The following is a 15,951-nucleotide window of genomic DNA, read 5'->3' as shown; positions in this document are numbered from 1 at the left end:
GATCCGCGTCCCGTATCTTGCGGTGTCGTTGCGTTGGGCGGCTTCCGTGCGCTGGGTGACCGCCTACATCCACGGCGTAGCGCCGGTGCGGGCGGCCAGCTCCCGGGCGGCCGCGAAGTGGGCGTCCGCGGGCCGCCCCAGCGCGACCGCCAGCTTGCCCAGCACGAGGTCGACGGGCGGACCTGGCACGGTGCCGCTCGCCAGTCCCACGAACTGCCCGGCCCACGGCAGTAGCTGCTCATAGCAGTCGGCGGCCAGCGCAGCGTCACCGAGGGCGGCTGCGTTCTCCCCGCGCAATCCCATCAGCGTCAGCCAGTAGTAGTCCTCACGCACCGGCAGGTCCGGCCGCCACGCGGTGCGGGCCTCGTCGAGCCGCCCGGCGTCGACGAGCGCCCGGGCGATGAACTCCCCGACCTCCGACTCGGTGCTCGGCAGGCTCCGTAGCGGTTCGAGCACGGGAAGCATTGTGTGGCCGAGCCCCTGCGTGAGCCGCACGAAGAACACCCCGATGAGCCCGACCAGGGTCGCGTTCGGCTGCCCGGCGGCCTCGATTCGCTGCCCGAGTTCGGTGTAGATACGCTCCGCGGTTGCGTGGTCACCGGCGAACACGGCCCGGATCGCGCCGAGGATCGCCATCACCGACAGTGTCACCCCGAGCTGCCCGGCGGTGGAGCGCTCCAGCGCCCGGTCGAGGTGCTCCTGCGCGAGCCGCAGGTCGTTGCGCTCCAGCGCCGCCTGGTACAGCACGTGATGCGCCTGCGCCTGGAACCCCAGAAGCCCCGCTTGCTCCGCGACCGCGAGCAATTCCGCCCCGACGGCGGGCAGTTCGTGGCGGCGCTGCGGGTTGAGCACCGCGAAGTACCGCGCATTCAGCGCCTGGCACAGCAGCAGCGCGTTGTCCCCGGACCGCGCGATGCCCAGCGCCTCGGCGCTGGCGTCGGCGCACCGCTCGACCTCGTCGCCCTCCAGCTCGTACACGAGCGCCACGAGTAGCCGTGCCCGTACCGCGGCCGGCAGGTCGTCGCGGGCCAGGGTCCGCTCCAGCAGCGCGACGAGCGGATGGTCGATGCCCCGAGCGACGACCCGGATCGACCACGCGACCGGCGCGTCGAACGAGGAGAGCGCCCGCCCGAGCGGCTCGACACCGCCGAGCAGCTCGGCGACCTGGACCGCGTCCCACCGGGCCGCCCGGGCCCCGATCGCGTCCCCGGAATTCGCCCGCGCCGAGGCCAGTCCGCACAACAGGTTCAACCGCATCGCCGCGGTCTCGTCACCGCCACCGCCACGGCGCAGTGCGAGCGCGTCGAGCGCGGACGCGTACAGCTGTGCCGCCTCCCGGTGCGCGAACATCGCCGCCGCCTGCCCGGCCGCCGCGGCCCCGTGCCCCGCTGCCCGGACCGCCGTCGCGGGCGTGGCCGCCGCGAGCGCATGATGCCCGAGCGCGGCGACGTCGCCGGGGTTGGTCCGCTCCAGCACGCTCAGGACACGCTCGTGCAACCGTCGGCGACGAAGCTGCGGCATGTCGTCGTACAGCACGTCGCGTAACAGTGCGTGACCGAACCGTACCCGTCCCGGTGCCGGCTCCTCCAGTAGCCCGGCGAGCACCCCCGCCTCGAGGCCGTCAAGGACCGCGTCCTCGTCCCCGGCGAAGGCCTCCGCGAGCACGTCGATGTCCACGTCCCGCCCGAGGATCGAGGCGTGCCGCAGTACCGTCTGGGCGGGCGCGGGCAGCCGGGCCAGCCGCCGGCGCAGCACGTGCCCGATCCCGGCCGGAATCGCCCGCACCGCGCTGCCGGCCCCCTCGGCGGAGATCAGCCGGGCCGTCTCGGCCAGGAACAGCGGGTTCCCCCCGGTCCGCGCGTGCACCACAGCCGTGGTCTCCTCGTCGAGCGGGGCCCCGAGGTGCCCAGCGAGTATCCGGGCCGCGGCGGCCGCCTCCAGCCCGCCGAGCAGCAGCTCGCTGGAGCGCGGCCCGGCCAGCGCGGCCCGGGCGGCGCCGAGCTGTGGATGATCCTCACCGGTACGGAACGTGGCCACCACCAGCACGGGCCGCTCCGCCAGGGCGACGGCGACGTGCCGGAGCACCTGCAGCGTCTCCCCGTCGGCGCGGTGTACGTCGTCGAGCACGACGAGCAGGTTCCCGCCGCCGCCGAGCCGCTCCCCGACGGCTTGCGCCAGCTGGAACTGGTCTGCGCCGCCCCGCCCGTCCAGCAGCGGCCGCAACCGCTCGTCGGCATCCGTGCCGCCGAGCACCTCGGCCCACGCCCAGGCGGGCGGCGCCCCGTCCACCTCGGGGCAGCGACCCCAAGTGACAGTCCAGTCGCGCTGTGTCATCGCGGCCGAGAATGCCCGAACCAGGGTCGACTTCCCGGCGCCCGCCTCTCCGCCGACCCAGACGATTCGCAGTCCGTCGCGCTGTACCGCCTCCGCGGCAGCGCCGAGCCGGGCGAGCTCCGTGTCGCGCCCCACCGCCTCGACGACCCGCCCCGGACCGGCGCCCTGCCCGTCGTCCCCGTCCCGGCCGCCCGGTGCCCGCTCCCGGCCCGCTGCCAGGTCACGGTCCGTCGCTGGATCATGACCCGGTGTTCCGTGCTGGACCGTTCCGTCGTCGCCGTCGGTGAGTCGCTCGGAGTGCGTCAGTACGTCGGCCTCGAGCGCCCGCAGCGCCGGCCCGGGGTCGACGCCCAACTCGTCAGCGAGCCGCTCCCGGGCCTGCCGCAGCACCGCGAGCGCGTCGGCCTGCCGGCCCGCCCGGTACAGGGCGGTGGCCAGCACGTGGACCGCCTGTTCCCGCAGTGGATGCTCCTGCACGTGCCGATCCAGCTCCGGTACGACCAGCGCGGCGCGCCCCAGCCGCAGCGCCACCCGCGCCGCGGTCTCGACGCAGACCAGCCGCAGCTCCTCGAGCCGGGCCGCCTCCGGGGCCGCCCAGCGCTCGTCGGCGAACTCGGCGTACGCGGGCCCGGCCCACGTGGCGAGGGCCTCCCGCAGCAGCTGGTCGGCGGCGCGCGGATCGGATTCGGCCAGCTCGCTGCCCCGCCGCAGCAGTGACTCGAACCGCCAGGCGTCCACCTGCTCGTCGGGCAGCCGCAGCGCGTACCCGGGGGCCGCCGAGACCACGACCGTCGCCGCCGTGCGGGGCGCACGCCCCGGCTCCAGCGCCCGCCGCAGGTTCGAGATGTACACCTGCAGCGCGGCGAGTGCCTTCGGTGGCGGCTCGCCCTGCCACAGGTCGTCGATGAACCGGTCCGTGGGCACGACGTGACCGCCCGCCGCGACGAGCCGGGCCAGCACCGCCCGCTGCCGCGGCCCGCCCGCGTCCGCCGCGCTCGCACCGACCTCGGATCTCAGCGGGCCGAGCACGCTGATCCGCACCGTGAGCCGCCCGCCACTCATGGCGACGGTCTCCGGTGCTGATGCTGCGGCGCCTGATGGTGTCGGGTCAGCCACGGCGGGTCACGGACATTGGGCGCTCACTCATGTCTGAACCGGTTGTGACGTACAGTGTCTCCGGGCATCTGATCATGATCCCCAGGTCCGGACAACCGATCCGGCGAGAATCGGACACGCCCGGACTGGCGCGGCCGTGACGCCGTCGCCCGCCAGTCGGGGCCGCGGGGCGACCCGCGGCCCGCTTCACCCGTTCGAGGCGGCGGCGCGGTGGCGCACGGTCAGTGGAACAGTGAGCTGACCGACTCGCCGTTGTGGATGCGCCGCATCGCCTCCGCCATCGCCGGCGCGATCGACAGCACCCGCAGCTTCGGCACCCACTTGTCCTTGGGCAGCGGCACACTGTTGGTGCACACGATCTCCAGCACGTCGTCCTGGTCCTGCAGCCGTCGCAGCGCGTCACTGGTGAACAGACCGTGCGTACACGCCACGCGGATGCTCGCCACGCCGCGCTCCCGGAGCCGGTCGATGAGCTCGAACACGGTGCTGCCGCGGGCGATCTCGTCGTCCAGCACAATCACGTCGCGGCCCTCGATATCGCCGATGACGGTGCTGATCACCACGCGGTCGTCGGAGAAGCGCTGCTTGGCGCCGGCGGCCACCGGTACCGACAGCATGCGCGCGAACGCCGAAGCCGGTTTGGCGTTGCCCAGGTCGGGCGACACCACGACGGCGTTGGACAGGTCGTGGGCGCGGAAATGCCCGGCCAGCTCGCGCAGCGCGTGCAGGTGGTCGACGGGTACCGAGAAGAAGCCGTGCACCTGCGGAGAGTGCAGGGTCAGCGTGAGCACGCGGCTCGCGCCCGCCGCCGAGAGCAGGTCGGCGACGAGCCGGCCGCCGATGGAGATGCGCGGCTCGTCCTTCTTGTCGGAGCGCGCGTACGCGTAGTGCGACATGACCACAGTCGTGCGCGCCGCCGACGCGCCGCGGGCGGCGTCGAGCATGAGCAGCAGCTCGACCAGGTGTTCCTGCACCGGCGGCACCAACGGCTGGATCAGGAACACGTCGCGCTCACGGCAGTTGGCCTGCAGTTGCACCTCGAGACAGTCGTTGGCGAACCGGTCCACACGGACGGGAAGCAGGGGCACCTCGAGCTGCGCGCAGATCTCCTCCGCGAGCTCGGGGTGCGCACTGCCACTGAACACGGCGATGTCGCGCACGAGCGGGACTCCTCGAAGCCGGGATCTGGTCATCCCGTTGATACCACACCCATCCGGCGAGTCCGCCGCTGCGGCGCGTCGTCCGCGGGGCAGCGTCCGCGCAGCACGTACCGGTCGAAGAATTGCGCCACCGCGTCACGGACCGGAAGCGGAGCGCCACGCCGGGCGAGCACCGACTGGGCCGTGGTGAAGCAGGCGATCGCCGCGGCGGCCAGGGCCGGGTCGGCGAGCCCGTCGCGGGCGGCGCCGAGCCAGTCGCGGTGCCGCCGTAGCGGCGAGCGCAGGTGCTCGGTCGCGTCGGCCGCGGCCTGGGCGCCCTCGGTGTCATCGAGCAGCGCCGTGACGACCGCGACGGGCACGATCCAGTCGTCGCCGGGCTGCTGGTCGATCATTCGCAACTCCAGGTAACCGCGCGGTCGCACGGGCGGCACCAGGGTGCCGAGGTGGCGCTCCAGGTCGGTGAGCGTCACCGGGCGTGGGCCGTGACCGCGCAGCCAGTCACGCATCGTGAGCCCGCTCGGCACATGCCAGCGCTCGTTCCGCCCGGCGCCCCGGTCGCCGCCGAGGTCGGCGCCCTGGTCGTCGGCCTGCCAGGCGGCCGATTCGAGGCCGGGCTCGTCCTCGGCCGGCGCGATCATCGCGACCTTCGCGGCGAGCGCGTAGCGTGCCCAGGCCGTGCGCGGATCGTCCGTGCGGCGCGGGGCGCGGGTGCGGCTGGCGTCGGTGCTGAAGCGCAGCGCCTGGCGGTAGGAGACCCAGCGGCGTCCGGCCCGGGTGACGTGGGGTGAGTTGGCGAAGGCGGCCATCAGGACGGGACCGACGGCGTCCGCGAGCCACCAGCGCCGCGCGAAGTTCGACCATTCGTCGCCCTCGGCGCCCGATGCATCGGTACCCGCGTCAAGGCACACCTGGATCGAGGCGGAGTTCGTCATCACGGTACGTCCCCGGGTTCCCGCCCGGTCGTGGTACTCGGCCAGCGCGACGTACCGCGGATGATCCGTTACCAGGCGTGGCGGCCGGAGCATGTCCAGGCCGGTCCCGTCCAGGTGCAGCCCGTGCTCGGCGACCGCGGCGCGTACCAGCGCGAGATCGCCGGCGAGGGCGTTCGTGCAGTGCGTCAGCGAGGCGCCGACCGCGCTGGACAGCTCCAGCTGCCCGCCGGGCTCGATCGTGACGGCGCTGCCGCCCGGCAGCGGGTTGCCCAGGTGTGCCAGCAGGCCCAGCAACTCCTCCGGCGCCGGCCGGTGCAGCGGCCGGCGCGGATCGCGCACGCAGTACTCCAGCTCCACCCCGACGCGCCCGACGGGCCCGACCCGGAACCCGGCGGCGGCGACGTACGCGGAAGCTGTGGCCTCGGTGAGGAGGATGGCGGGTGTCGTGTCGTTCACGGCGGCCTCCCGGAACAAGGGTGCGTGCTACCCAGGGTGGTGTTGCGGATGAGAAAAGTGATCGTTCAGGAGCATGGTGCGGCGGCGGCCCCGACCGGCGGCGACTGCCGGGCGAGGTGCATTCAATTAGGCGGTCAAAGTCCCGTTCTGTCCAGCGTTCGAGGACAACGCGCGATGAACTCTGGATTGGAACTCGCTGGATGCCAGCAGGATCTTCGGACGCTGCCTGCCCCGGCGTCAGATCTTGCACCGACCGCAGGAATATGTACGATCGGCGCATCTGATCGATTGCTGTCGCTTTAAAATGGCCATTTCGCGCGGCTTTTTGAAAACGTTTTCTCTGGTCCGGACGCTGTCGGATGTGATCGGCAGGCAGGTTGGAGATGATGTCCGGCCCATTCCATGGCCCGGGTCGGCAGGTCGCTTTTTCGAATGCGGTTCCGCCCGGTTGCCGACGGTGCCCGCCGGTGTAACCGGGAGTGCTGGGCGTCCGCTCTTCGCCGGCGCACCCGGAACCACGCGCGTGGTGTTGATTCCGCCACGGAGCGTCGCGACTGCCCAGATTTGCCGCGCGGTGCCCGAGCCGTGCCGTCGGCGTCTACCTCGTCTGGCCGGCGGTGAAATCCGTCGTCCGTCGGGCCGCAGTCATGCCAGTCAGTGCCGGGGTTTACCGGGTCGGCGGTCGGGCCTTCTGCTGATCCGGCGTCGGTTCCGCCGCATCGACGTCGAACCTTGTGGGCCCTGCTCGCTGAACTTCGCCGCACGATCCCGCTGCTATGGGGTGCGCCCGTCCCGCGAATCGTGTCGAGCGCGCCGGGCTGGATCTGATCGAGGACTCCGTCCTGACCGTTGACAATCGTGCTTCGGAGCCGAGGCCTTGCCCTCCGGCGTCGAACCTCATGGTCCGGCCCGTTGCACTCAGTCGGCTGGCGTTGAGCTACACCGTGTGGCGACGACCCTTGCGATCCGGCGATGGACGTTGCGCTTCGGTGTCGGGTTCGCGAGCTCGGCGTCGGGCCGTTCCTGCCTGACACCGAGCCGCGCCGTCGGGCGTAGACCTATGGTGTAGACCCACGCCGTCGGGTGGACCATGCCGTTCGGGATTGACTCGGGTTGTTCGGCATCACGCTCTGCCGTCGGTCGCCGGGCTGGCGGCCTTCACGACAGCCTTCTTGTCGTGCCGATCGCAAGCCGAACTTCCGCGGATTTGCGCCGGCGTCGCGTTTCTGTCGTTCGAGTCACTTCGGGTTCCTGATTCGCTACTCCTGGTTGTTGTTCCGGGTGGTCGGGATTTCGGTTGGCGACGGCTCTGCTGTGTATTTCCCTGCCTACCGTCCGCCGACACATCGTGCTCCCGGGAGAATTCGCCCGATGGTCACCCGGCCCCGCGACATGGGGCCGCGGAGCCGGGCTCGGACCGCTACCAGGGACTGGCGAAGTCCTGGGTCCAGAACGGCACGCCGTTGGCGTTGTAGGCGACGGCGACGCCCACGTTGCGGAACCGGCAGTTCAGGATGTTCGCCCGGTGCCCCGGGCTGTTCATCCACGCGTTCATGACGCTCCGTGCGTCCGGCTGGCCCCAGGCGATGTTCTCGCCGTAGGAGGTCCAGCGGTACCCGGCTGCTCTGACCCGGCTGCCGGGTGAGCCACCGCCCGGCGATCCGTGCGAGAAGTAGCCGCGTCCCGCCATGTCCCGCGAATGCAGCCACGCGGCGTAACTCAGGCGTGAACTCGACGTCACCGGTCCGCATCCGGCCCGCGCGCGCACGCTGTTGGTCAGTGCGATGACTCCACGGACCATGCCGTAGTCAGACGCGAACGCCGGCCCTCCCTGGACCGCCGCACCCGCCGCGACCGCACCCGCGACGAGTGCTACGGCGATACCCTTCCGGAATCCCATCTCACCTCCACGAAGTAGGGCAGATGGCCTGAAAGTAAGCAGGCGTCGGCTTTCCAGATGGAATCTCGGCGAAATCCGGCTTTTGCCCCAGGAATGCGCTACGGAGCGCTCGGAGTGATCTTTGGCCGCCGCCGGATTTCACCCGTGTGGGTGATGGGCTGGACACGAAATGTGACTGACTGGGGCCGGTTCGGCCTCCTCGACGGTGTCGATGAGGGGGGACTCCTGCTCGCGCGAGCGGTCGGCACGGCGCTGGCGCGGCGACCCCTTGGCGTGCCGTCGTCGGGCGCTTGGCAGTAGTCGTGTCCGGCCGGTCGGCGTTCTATCCGATCGCGGCGATCACTGTGCGTTCGGCGGGGACTCCGGCCTGGCGTACCCGGGTGGCATCGTCGGTGGTCGACGCCGCGGTGCCGGCGACGAACGCGGTGTGCTCCGACCAGTCGCGACCGTCCTGGTTGAAGTGGTCCCGGATGACGATGGTGCCGGGCGGGGCAAGATCGGCGAGGCGATACACGTCGCGCTCGATCGTGGACGGCCAGTACACGGTGAGGTCGCGCTCGGGAGTGGCGGGGTGGGCGGAGCGTAGGGCGGCGAGGATCGCGCGAATCGGGGCGTGGGCGTCACGGTCGGCGATCAGCAGCAACGGGCGGGTGTCCAGCAAGGCCGGCAGGCCGACCGGGAGGTGCAGGCGGACGCGGTCGCCGGGTGCGGTCCGTTCCACCAGATCGGCGCCGATCGGGTCGTCGGCGTGCAGCGGGACGTGCAGCTCGATCGTGCGGTCGACGTGCGGCAGGTTGGCGACCCAGCACGTTCGGTGGCGGGCGGGGTAACGGGGGACCTCGACCACGGCCCGCATACCGGGCGGGCACGGATACGGCAGGTACGTGCGCAGCGTCAGCACGGCCAGGTCCGCCCGACGGCGGTCGTGGGCGGTGACGACGGCGCTCCACCAGGCCGGTTCGTGGGCGGTGTCGTCCGTGCCCGCCCCGGCCCAGCGGGCGGCGAGGCGCCCGGCGTCGCGCAGGGCCGCCTCCTCCTCGGCGCGCAGCGGCGGTGCGGGCGGGTTGGCCCGCAGCGCGTCGATCAAGAGGATCGCCAGGGCCTCCAGGCGCTGGGGTGGCACGCCCAGCCCGGCGACCGCCGGGCCCAGTTCGGCGCAGCGGGAGGCGACCAGGCGCGGGTCGCCGAGGTTGTTCACCAGCCACGTCACGGCCTCGCGGACCGTCTCGCGGCGAGCCCCCGGGTCGGCCGGGAGCAGGGCGCGCAGATCGTCCACGGCGTGGCGCTCGGTCGGGGCGGTGAGGCCGCCGACGCTGTCCCAGGCCCGGGCCGGCCGGGTGGGGCCTGGGTCTTGGCGATCCGGGCCGCCGATGCCCTCCCACGGCGCGCTGAGCCGCGACGGCGGGTTCGCGAACCCGGATTCCGGGTGGACGTTGCGTGACGGTTGTGGGCCAGCGGGTTGGTCATGGGTGATGGGTGCCGAGCGTGGTGTAACAGGAGCGGACGGTGATGGTGACGATGGTGCTGCCGGACCGCCTGGTGGGCCGCCGGGTGTTGCTGGAGTGGCTGGCGTTGCGGGGGCGGGGCTACCCAGCGCGTAAGGATCCCGGGAGGGGGCGCCCGTTGCGGCGGGGCCGGTTGTAACGGTTCTTGGGTCCGGCGGTCCTGGCCGGTTGGGAATTCCTGGAGTAACGAAGGGAGAGCTGGATGTGGCGGGATGTGCGGCTGACCGGTCCGGAGTGGGCGGGGTTGGCGCTGAGGGTGTGACGGGCGTCGGACCAGATAGCCCGGAGGTGCTCGTAGTGGCGGCCTGTGTGCCTGGTGTGTTCGGTGTGCTCGGAGTGGGGGTGTGCGTACCCGATGTGATGGGGGCCGGAGTGGGTGGAGCGGTGATCCGCGTGCCTGGTGTGGTTCGGATGAGAATGGGTGGGGCCGGCGCGGTCGCTGGCGGAGATGGCGGTGCGGACCCGTTCGGCGTTGGGATCGGAGCGCCACGCGTGGTTGTCGGCGGGGATGTCGGGCTGCCCGGCGCGGATGGGCTGGGCGCTGAGGCGCCTGGGCTCGGCGGCGGTGTCGACGGGCTGAGCGGTGGTGTCGACGGGCCGGGTGCTGGTGGTGCGGCGTGGCTGGAGGTTGGTGTTGACGGGGCGAGGGTCGGTGTCGGTGGGCCGGGTGCTGGTGCGGCCTGGCCGGACGGCGGTGTGGATGGGGTAGGGGTGGGGGTGGGGGCTGGTGAGGACGGGACGTGTCCTGGTGCGGGGGCGTCGCCTGGTCTTGTTGACGGGGGCGGGGTCGTCGGGAGTGCCGGCTGCCTCGGTGGGGTGCGTGGCGTGCGGTTCAGGCGGTCCAGGATTTGGTTCAGTGCCGTATCCATGGCCGTCTCGGAGCGGGCCAGTAGATCCGTCAGGACATGCTGCAGCGCCGTGCCCGAGGTTGGCATGCCCGAGCGTGGGCCGTCGGTCGCGGTGGGTGTGGCCGGCGGGGGAGGGCTGGACGGCAGAGAGGCTGGTGTTGCTGAGGGTGGTCGGGTGTGGCGGAGCGGTGACGGGTCCGGGTTGGGTGTTGCGCCGCCGATTGTGGTCACGCTTCGAGTTTGAGGCCGCACTCAGGGTCGCGACTGGAGAAGCGGTGGACGGCAGTCACGCCGCCGGGGTCAGATCGCGTGCGGCCGGTGCGCGGGGAGATCGGCCGGCCGGTCCGCTCGAACATCCGCGTGGAGAACAGGCGCAGCGCCGCGTCAGGATCGAGCGGCTGCACGGCCAGCGCGAGCGGCTGCGGGCTCGTCGCGAGCAGACGTCGGCGGGCGCGGACGCCCCGACCGTGACGGCGACCCGGGCCCTGCCGCTACCGGCCGGCCGGCGAGCGTCACCAGCCGGCTCTCGGCGCGCTGCAGCAGCCGGCCGGCCGCGCGTACCTCGGCGTCCCGGCCGACCAGCGAGGTGAGCGGGGTCGGCAGCGCGGCCGTCGCGCACGCCGCAGGCGCACCGTCCACCTGGCCGTTTGCCGTTCGCCGTTTCCGTGGGCCCGCGTCCTGGCCGGCGCGCGGGTAGCGTTGGCGCCGTACGGCTCGCGCCTTCCACGGTTCCGGGGGAACTCATGAAGATCGGCATCATCGGGTCCGGCCACATCGGCGGCACGCTCACCCGCCGGCTGCGTGAGCTCGGGCACGATGTCACCGTCGCCAACTCGCGCGGGCCCGGATCGCTGGCCGGCCTCGCCGCCGAGACGGGCGCGAACCCGGGCACCGTGGCCGAGGCGGCGCGGGGCGAGGTGGTCGTGCTCGCGGTGCCGCTGCGGGCCGTCCCCGACCTGCCCGCCGCCGACCTCGCCGGGCGCGTGGTCATCGACGCCGACAACTACTACCCGGCGCGCGACGGGGCCATCGCCGACATCGACGGCGGGGTCACGTCCAGCCGGTGGACGGCCTCGAAGCTGCCCGGCGTACAACTCGTGAAGGTCTTCAACACGATCCAGTCCGACCATCTGCTGCGGTTCGGGCGCCCCACCGGCGGGGACGGGCGCGTCGCGCTGCCCGTCGCGGCCGACGACCCCACGGCGAAGCGGCTCGTCATGGGGCTCATCGACGAGCTCGGCTTCGACCCGATCGACGCCGGTGGGCTCGACGACAGCTGGCGGCAGGAGCCGGGGACGCCGGTGTACGGCGCGGATCTCGACGCCGCCGGGGTGCGCGCCGGTCTCGCCGCCGCGACCCGCTGAAGGCGCACGGTGGCGTTTCTGGTGCAGATGCCCGACGGCGGCTACCTCGAGGTCGAGGAGCGCGACGACATCGCGCCCGGCGACGAGCGGGTCGTCGGCGTGCTGGGGGCGTCGCCGCTTGCGGGGACGGGGCTCATCACGTTCGGGGCCGTGGTGCGCACCGGGCTCGGCGAGCAGGAGCAGGACGACTTCGCCGACTGGCTCTACGACCGGGTGGTGATGTTCGCGGAGCTCGGCGGCGAGATCGACGGGTGGCTGCGCCGCGATGATGGCACGTGGGAGATCCGGGCGTACCGGTAGCTCCGCCGGCCGGCCGTCTCGTCGAGCGACGAACGTCACTGGTTCACGCTGAACGGAGGATGAACACGGGGCCACCCGGGCAGCCGGGCACCCGTTACGCTGGCGGGCGATGACGATGACCATCGAGGTCCAGGGCGCCGGGCGGCAGCTCAGCGTCGGGGCCGCAACAGAGGTCGGCCGGCGCTACCCGGCCAACTTCGACGTGCTGCACACCGCCGAGTTGCAGCGGCGTCCGGGCCTGTGCGCCGTCGTCGCCGACGGGATGGGCGCCGGCGAGGGCAGCCGCACCGCCGGGCGGGTCGCCGTCGACGTCTTCACCGCCGCCGTGCAGCAGCACCGCGGCCCGTTCGAGCCCACGCCACTGTTCGCCGCGATCGCCGACGCCCAGCGCCGCGTGCGCGCCGCGGGCCAGGAGTTGCGCGAGCTCACCGGCTGCACGCTGACCGCACTGGTCGCCGACGCCACGGGCGCCTGGGTGACCCAGATCGGTGACAGCCGGGTGTACCGCCTGCGCGGCGGCCTGCTCGAACTGCTCACCGTCGACCACACCGCGGCCTGGCTGGGCGCCGTCCACGGGTGGTATCCGGCCGACTCCCCGCAGGCCGCCGCGGCCCGTTACCAGTTGCACCGGTTCATCGGCCACCCCGGCCTGCCCGAGCCCGACGTGCTGAGCGTGACCATGTTCCCCGGCGACGTGTACTGCCTGTGCACCGACGGCATCGCCGAGCAGGTCCCGTACCAGTTCATGGAGCGCACCCTCGGCTCCGGCGCACCCCCGGACGTGATGGCGTCCACCCTCGTCGCCGCGTCGCTGCAGGCCGGCGGCCGAGACAACGCCACCACGGTCGTCGTCAAGGTCACCTGACGCGGCGGCTTCCCGGCTCTGTGCGATCTGCTCGGTGCCGGCTGTCAGCCCGCGGCGGGCGGCGGGATCGTCCGGGCCCGGCCCGCGAGGATCGCGAACACCGACATCAGCGCCGCGACCCCGCACAGGGCGGCGACCGGCAGCGTCCACGAGCCGCTCGCGTCGCGCAGCGCGCCGATCAGCACCGGACCGGCGGCCGCCAGCAGATACCCGACGGCCTGCGCCATCGCCGACAGCGCCGCCGTCTGTGCGTCGTCGCCGGTGCGCAGGCTGAACAGCGACAGGCACACCACCAGTGCCATGCCGGACCCGAAGCCGATGACGAGCACCGCCGCCAGCGCGTAGCCCGCGGCCCACGGCAGCCACTGCAGCCCGGCGATGCCGACGCCGATGCAGGCCGCGCAGCCGAGCCCGATGAGCCGCTGGTCGGGCAGCCGCCGGATCAGCACCGGCACGATGAGGTTCGCCGCCACCGACGCGGCGAGGCTCGCGAACAGGTGCCAGCCGGCGACGGCCGCGTTGATGCCGTGCTCCCGCTCCAGCGTCGGCAGCCACGCGATCAGCACGTAGAACATCAGCGACTGCAGGCCCATGAACAGGGTGACCTGCCACGCGAGGGCGCTGCGCCACGGCAGCGGGGCCCGCCGCGCGGCCGTGGCGGTCACCGGCCCGGTCCGCGTCCGCGGTATCCACACCGCGATCGCGACGACCACCAGCAGCACCCATCCGGCCAGCGCGGGCCGCCACCCGCCGGCGAGCGCGGCCAGCGGCACCGCGGTGCCGGACGCGACCGCGGCCACGACGCTCTGTGTGGCGGAGTATCCGCCGGTCAGCTGGGCCACCCGATCGGGAAAGTCGCGCTTGACGATGCCGGGCAGCAACACGTTGAAGCAGGCGACGGCGGCCCCGACGGCGACCGTGCCCGTCCACAGCTGCGACGGCAGCGACCGCACCACGATCCCGGCGGCCAGGACCGCCAGCGCCAGCCCGAGGCTGCGCTCCAGCCCGATCCGCCCCGCGATACGCGGCGCGACGAGCGAGAACACCGCGAACGCGAGCAGTGGCAGCGTGGTGAGCAGCCCGGACGCCGCGGACGACAGGTCCAGGTCGCGGCGGATGTCGGCGACGAGGGGCCCGACGGAGGTGATCGGCGCCCGCCCGACGGCCCCGATGAGCAGCACCCCGGCCACGACGAGCAACCCGGCCCGCCGCACCCGGGGCCCGGCGGCGCTGCGATCGGGCTGCGGCCGCGCGGTGTCGTCCATCACAGGCTCGCGGCGACCAGGCGCACCGCCGCGGCCAGGTCCTGGGCCGTCGGGGCGTCGTCGGCGTCGATCAGCACCTGGGTCAGCACGCCGGTGACCAGAGCCTGGTGGAAGGAGCCGACCTGCTCCGCCCGGACCGGATCGAGGTCGGGGTCGATGCCGTGGAACACCTCCGCCCACAGTCGGCGGGCGTCGCGCATGCCGTTGACGAGCATCCGCTTGACGTCGGCCGAGCGGTCCATCTGCAGGAACGCGTCGAACGTCGCCATCAGCACGGGGCGGTGCGTCTCGACGCTGCTGATCATGTGCTCCCAGTACGTCTCGAAGCGCTCCGCCCCGGTCAGCCCCTCGGTATTGGCCGACATGATCGCCTCCGCCAGCGACAGGCCCCAGTCCTCCACAGCCCGCTCCAGGGCGGCGTTGAGCAGGTTCTCCATGCCGCCGTAGTGGTAGCCGATCGAGCCCAGGTTGGTGCCCGAGGCCTCGACGATGTCGCGCGCCGTGGTGCGGGCGTAGCCCTTCTCGTAGAGGCAGCGGACCGCTCCTTCGAGGAGGTCTTCGCGATGTCCCATGGCTCGCGATCTTACTATACGCCTGTGTTATACGCGCGTTCTATACAAGCGTGTAGCACGGGTGTATGGTCGTCGGCATGGACATCCTCATCTCGGGAGCCAGCGTCGCGGGGCCGTCGCTGGCGCTGTGGCTGCAGCGGTATGGGCATCGGGTCACGGTCGTGGAGAAGGCGCCCGCGCTGCGGGGCGGCGGCTACGCGGTCGACTTCCGTGGGCGGGTGCATCTGCAGACCCTGGCCCGCATGGGGTTGCGCGAGGCCCTGGAGGCCCGTGCGACGCACATGGGCGACATCGCGATCGTCGACGCGACCGGCCGACAGGTCGCGGCCATCCCGTCGGCGGTGTTCAGCGGCGACCTCGAGGTGCTGCGGGGGGATCTCGCGGAGGTGCTCTACGCGGCGACGCGCGAGCGGGTGCGATACCGCTTCGGCGACCAGATCACCGCGATCGCCCAGGACGCCGGGGGCGTCGAGGTGACCTTCGCCGGCGGGGCGCCGCAGCGCTTCGACCTGGTGGTGGGCGCCGACGGGGTGCACTCGGGGGTGCGGCGGCTCGTGTTCGGCGACGACGCGGCACACAAGAAGCCGCTGGGCGTCTACGCGGGCATCTTCACGATGCCCGGCACGTTCGGGCTACGGCGCAGCGGGATCATGTACAGCGAACCCGGCCGCGCGGTGTCGGTGATGTCGCCGCACGGCGGGGACCAGATCGTGTCGCTGACGTTCGCGGAGCCCGGCCTCGAGTTCGACCACCGCGACGTCGCCCAGCAGCGGCGGATCATCGCCGAGCGCTTCACCGGCGCCGGCTGGCGCACGCCGGAGCTGCTGGAGGCGATGGCGCACGCCGAGGACTTCTGGTTCGACTCCACCACGCAGATCCACCTCGAGCGCTGGTCGGCCGGGCGGGTCGTGCTGCTCGGCGACGCCGGCTACGCGGGCGGCCCGGGTGGCAACGGCACCGGCCTGGCCGTCGTCGGCGCGCACGTGCTCGCCGGGGAGTTGGACCGGGCGCGCGGGGACCACGAGGCGGCGTTCGGGCACTACGAGCGGCTCATGCGGCCCTACGTGGCCGCTGGGCAGAAGCAGGCCGGCGGCGGCACCGACTTCCTGGTCCCGTCGACGTGGAAGAAGATCGCCCAGCGCAACCGTTTCTTCAAGACGGTCCGGTATGTCCCGCCGGTTCGTGGCCTGTTCAAGTATCTGGCCACGAGGACGGCGACGGCGTTCGAGCTGCCCGAATATCGCCTGCCGGCGCTGGTCTGAGGAGTGGGCGAGTGGCCTGGGTCACATCATGGATACTGCGGGGAACATAGGGCACCGTTTGTTACTTAAGTC

12 protein-coding genes are annotated in these 15,951 nt (G+C 72.6%); 4 read left to right on the top strand and 8 right to left on the bottom strand.

What is annotated here, in order from left to right; genetic code table 11:
• Positions 1–63: 63 nt before the first annotated feature.
• The 6 genes from ACQPY0_RS30945 to ACQPY0_RS30920 form a co-directional block, all read right to left on the bottom strand.
• The gene (locus ACQPY0_RS30945; protein WP_432968164.1) at positions 64–3,396 is read right to left on the bottom strand and encodes a BTAD domain-containing putative transcriptional regulator; all 3,333 of its coding nucleotides are present in this window, start codon (positions 3,394–3,396) and stop codon (positions 64–66) included.
• A gap of 275 nt (positions 3,397–3,671) precedes the next feature.
• The gene (locus ACQPY0_RS30940) at positions 3,672–4,610 is read right to left on the bottom strand and encodes a ribose-phosphate diphosphokinase (RefSeq protein ID WP_432968161.1); all 939 of its coding nucleotides are present in this window, start codon (positions 4,608–4,610) and stop codon (positions 3,672–3,674) included.
• Positions 4,611–4,639: 29 nt separating this feature from the next.
• Positions 4,640–5,998: a glutamate-cysteine ligase family protein gene (locus ACQPY0_RS30935; RefSeq protein ID WP_432968158.1), complete on the bottom strand. Its 1,359-nt coding sequence runs from the start codon at positions 5,996–5,998 to the stop codon at positions 4,640–4,642.
• Positions 5,999–7,418: 1,420 nt separating this feature from the next.
• Positions 7,419–7,898, bottom strand: coding sequence for a CAP domain-containing protein (locus tag ACQPY0_RS30930; RefSeq protein ID WP_432968155.1), 480 nt, complete (start codon positions 7,896–7,898; stop codon positions 7,419–7,421).
• Between the two features lie 322 nt (positions 7,899–8,220).
• A complete protein-coding gene (locus ACQPY0_RS30925) occupies positions 8,221–9,174 on the bottom strand; it encodes a hypothetical protein (RefSeq protein ID WP_432968152.1) in 954 nt (317 codons plus the stop codon).
• 1,304 nt (positions 9,175–10,478) lie between these two features.
• The gene (locus ACQPY0_RS30920) at positions 10,479–10,655 is read right to left on the bottom strand and encodes a hypothetical protein (protein WP_432968150.1); all 177 of its coding nucleotides are present in this window, start codon (positions 10,653–10,655) and stop codon (positions 10,479–10,481) included.
• A 339-nt stretch (positions 10,656–10,994) separates the two neighbouring features.
• Between ACQPY0_RS30920 and ACQPY0_RS30915 the strand changes: the two genes are divergently transcribed.
• The 3 genes from ACQPY0_RS30915 to ACQPY0_RS30905 all read left to right on the top strand — a co-directional run bounded on the left by ACQPY0_RS30915 (position 10,995) and on the right by ACQPY0_RS30905 (position 12,780).
• On the top strand, positions 10,995–11,615 hold the full coding sequence (locus ACQPY0_RS30915) for an NADPH-dependent F420 reductase (protein WP_432968147.1): 621 nt from the start codon (positions 10,995–10,997) through the stop codon (positions 11,613–11,615).
• A gap of 9 nt (positions 11,616–11,624) precedes the next feature.
• The gene (locus ACQPY0_RS30910; protein ID WP_432968144.1) at positions 11,625–11,915 is read left to right on the top strand and encodes a hypothetical protein; all 291 of its coding nucleotides are present in this window, start codon (positions 11,625–11,627) and stop codon (positions 11,913–11,915) included.
• Between the two features lie 109 nt (positions 11,916–12,024).
• Positions 12,025–12,780 (top strand): PP2C family protein-serine/threonine phosphatase, encoded by a 756-nt coding sequence (locus ACQPY0_RS30905; RefSeq protein ID WP_432968141.1) that lies wholly within the window; start codon positions 12,025–12,027, stop codon positions 12,778–12,780.
• Positions 12,781–12,824: 44 nt separating this feature from the next.
• Here the strand turns inward: ACQPY0_RS30905 and ACQPY0_RS30900 are convergent, their stop codons facing one another.
• Both ACQPY0_RS30900 and ACQPY0_RS30895 read right to left on the bottom strand, forming a co-directional pair.
• On the bottom strand, positions 12,825–14,045 hold the full coding sequence (locus ACQPY0_RS30900) for a CynX/NimT family MFS transporter (protein ID WP_432968138.1): 1,221 nt from the start codon (positions 14,043–14,045) through the stop codon (positions 12,825–12,827).
• Positions 14,045–14,617, bottom strand: a complete 573-nt coding sequence (locus ACQPY0_RS30895; RefSeq protein WP_432968135.1) for a TetR/AcrR family transcriptional regulator — start codon at positions 14,615–14,617, stop codon at positions 14,045–14,047. The genes ACQPY0_RS30900 and ACQPY0_RS30895 overlap by 1 nt, the downstream gene beginning before the upstream one ends.
• Positions 14,618–14,694: 77 nt before the next feature.
• On the opposite strand from ACQPY0_RS30895, the gene ACQPY0_RS30890 reads away from it, so the two are divergent.
• A complete protein-coding gene (locus ACQPY0_RS30890; protein ID WP_432968132.1) occupies positions 14,695–15,879 on the top strand; it encodes an FAD-dependent monooxygenase in 1,185 nt (394 codons plus the stop codon).
• The last annotated feature ends 72 nt before the right edge of the window (positions 15,880–15,951 follow it).

It is taken from the genome of Dactylosporangium sp. CA-233914, from assembly GCF_050942935.1.
Taxonomy (GTDB): Bacteria; Actinomycetota; Actinomycetes; order Mycobacteriales; family Micromonosporaceae; genus Dactylosporangium.
Note: the sequence above shows the minus strand (reverse complement) of the source record. Positions and strands in the feature narration are given on the sequence as shown.